We start from the raw sequence: 2,449 nt of genomic DNA, 5'->3' as shown, positions 1-2,449 counted from the left end.
CGGCCAGCGGCGCGTCGCGCTGTTCCGGGGGCACCCCCCGGTTCGAACGGGACGACCCGGCCGGACCGTCCCCGACGCCGCTGGCGTCCCCGGGGCCCCGGGCGACAGGGGTGTCCCCGGTACCGCTGGCGTTCCCGGTACCGCTGGCATCGCCGGTACCGCTGGTACCGCTGGTATCGCTGGCGTTCCTGGTGCCGTTGGCGTTTTCGGTGCCGCAGGCGTCTCCGGTGGGGGTGGACGGGTGGACGTCCTCGGTGAGGACGGCGCCGGCGCCTACCACGGTCCGGTCGCCGACATGGCGCGGACCGGCGATGCTCGCCTGGGTGCCGATCCAGGCCTGAGCGCCGACGGCGACCCCGCCGGCGATCCGGGCACCCGGCGCGACGGTCACGTAGTCGCCGAGCCGGCAGTCGTGCGCGACACTCGCCGCGATGTTGACCACGACGTGCCGGCCGGTGCGCACGTTCGTGGTGATGCTGGCCAGCGCGCACACGATGGTGCCCGGGCCGAGCCGGACATCGCCGCCGAGGTTCGCCCGGGGATGCACGAGGGTGGCCGGGCGCCGTCCGTGCAGCGAGGCGTACCGGTCGATGCGCTGGCGGGCCGCGGCGTCCTCGACGCCGATCAGGTAGTCGGCGTCGAGCCGGCCGAGCAGGTCCAGGCCGCCGAGACGTTCGGCGCCGCGGCGGACCAGGGCCTTCGAGTCCTCGTCCGGCGCGGCGTCGTCATCGATCAGGCCGCCGGGGAAGTCGAGGAACCCGAGGAAGGCGTAGGGCGCCGGGGCGCGCGTGGCGTTGACGGCCTCCACCACATCCAGCAGCTCCCGGCCGTATCCGCCGGCGCCCACGATCACCAGTGGTCGAGGAAGGCCTGGCACTCGCCGCACACTAGATTCGGCACTCTCTGCAATCAACACAACACGCAGAGTGTCAATCTGGGGGTGTGGGTGGCTGGTCGCGCGGGGGCGGCAAAGGGGGCGAAGGCGGGAGCAGAGTGTCGGAGTGGTTGTGGTGGGTGACGCCGGTCCGAACTGACTACTATCGGCATCCTTATGAACTCGAAGGGTGATGATCGGTGAAGGTAGTCGTGACGGGCGGGGCCGGCTTCATCGGTGCTCACCTGACCAGGGCGCTGCTCGCCGCGGGCGCCGAGGTGGTCGTGCTCGATGATCTGAGCACGGGCGCGGTGGCCAACCTCGCCGGGTTGCCCGTGCGGCTGGTCGTCGGCAGCGTCACCGACCGGACCACGGTCGAACAGACCTGCCTCGGCGCGGACAGCATCGTGCACCTCGCCGCCCGGCCGTCGGTGCAACGTTCCCTGCTCGACCCGATGGCCACCCATGCCGTCAACGCCACGGGGACCCTGACCGTCCTCGACGTCGCCCAGCGGGACGAGACCCACGTCGTGGTCGCCTCGTCGTCCTCGGTGTACGGCGCGGGTGGCACCCTGCCCCGCGTCGAGACGGCCCCCTGCCGGCCGCGCAGTCCCTACGCCGCCTCCAAGCTCGCGGCGGAGGGTTACGCGCTGGGCTACCGGGCCGGCTTCGGCCTGCCGGTGCTCGCCGTGCGCCTGTTCAACGTGTTCGGGCCGTACCAGTCGATGGGACATGCCTACGCGGCGGTCGTCCCCACCTTCATCGAGGCCGCGCTGGCCGGTCGTTCCCTGACCGTCCATGGCGATGGCCGCCAGACCCGCGACTTCACCTATGTCTCCGGTGTCGCCGGTCTGCTGTGCGACGCGGCGCTACGCCGTCTGAGCCACCCGGACCCGGTCAACATCGCCTTCGGCACCCGGACCGACCTGCTCACGGTGGTCCGCGAGCTGGAGAGGATCTTCGGTCGCGCCCTGCCGGTCCGCCATGACGAGCCGCGTTCCGGTGACGTCCGTGACTCGCAGGCCGCGACCGCGACGATGCGCGCGCTGTTCCCCGACGCCGACGGCGTCGACCTCGCCACCGCCCTGGAGGCCACCGTCGCCTGGTACACCGAGCGCGGCCTCACTCCCACCCGCTCCGTCCCCGCCGCCCGCTCCGCCGACACCGCCCATCCCGCCGACTCCGCCCGCTCCGCCCATCCCGCCGACACCGCCGACACCGAACCCCCGGGTTCCGACTCGCGGTAGGTCGCTTCTCGTGGATGACCTCCGCTTGTCATCCACGAGATCAGCCCTGGGCTGTCATGGCGAAACCGCAGGTGCGCGCCTGGTGGTCCTGTCGCTGCCAGGCGCGCGGTTTCCCCCCGACCCGTTGGCGCCGTTGACGTCCGCGCTGGACGTCTCCGTCCGGCGGACTCACCAGGCCGGACTCACCGGGGAGGGCCCGCCGGCCGTTCTCTGGCGACGAACCAGGTCGGATGTGACGCGGAGTCCGTGGCCGGTCAGGACGGCGTCGTGGGACGGGCCGGATCGGAGCGTTGCTGGGTCGGCTGGCGGGGAATCAGCCCAGCGGCCG

General features: G+C 72.5%; 2 protein-coding genes. One reads left to right on the top strand and one right to left on the bottom strand.

Features of this window, described 5'->3' with window-relative positions; translation table 11 throughout:
• A partial coding sequence (locus tag G6R24_RS23485) for an LbetaH domain-containing protein (protein WP_163550730.1) occupies nt 1-877 on the bottom strand: 877 nt, incomplete at its 3' end.
• A 197-nt stretch (nt 878-1,074) separates the two neighbouring features.
• Between G6R24_RS23485 and G6R24_RS20240 the strand changes: the two genes are divergently transcribed.
• Nucleotides 1,075-2,121: an NAD-dependent epimerase/dehydratase family protein gene (locus G6R24_RS20240; protein WP_163550729.1), complete on the top strand. Its 1,047-nt coding sequence runs from the start codon at nt 1,075-1,077 to the stop codon at nt 2,119-2,121.
• The last annotated feature ends 328 nt before the right edge of the window (nt 2,122-2,449 follow it).

Origin of the sequence: Candidatus Frankia nodulisporulans (assembly GCF_902806475.1) — a bacterium.
GTDB lineage: Bacteria > Actinomycetota > Actinomycetes > Frankiales > Frankiaceae > Frankia > Frankia umida.
Note: the sequence above shows the minus strand (reverse complement) of the source record. Positions and strands in the feature narration are given on the sequence as shown.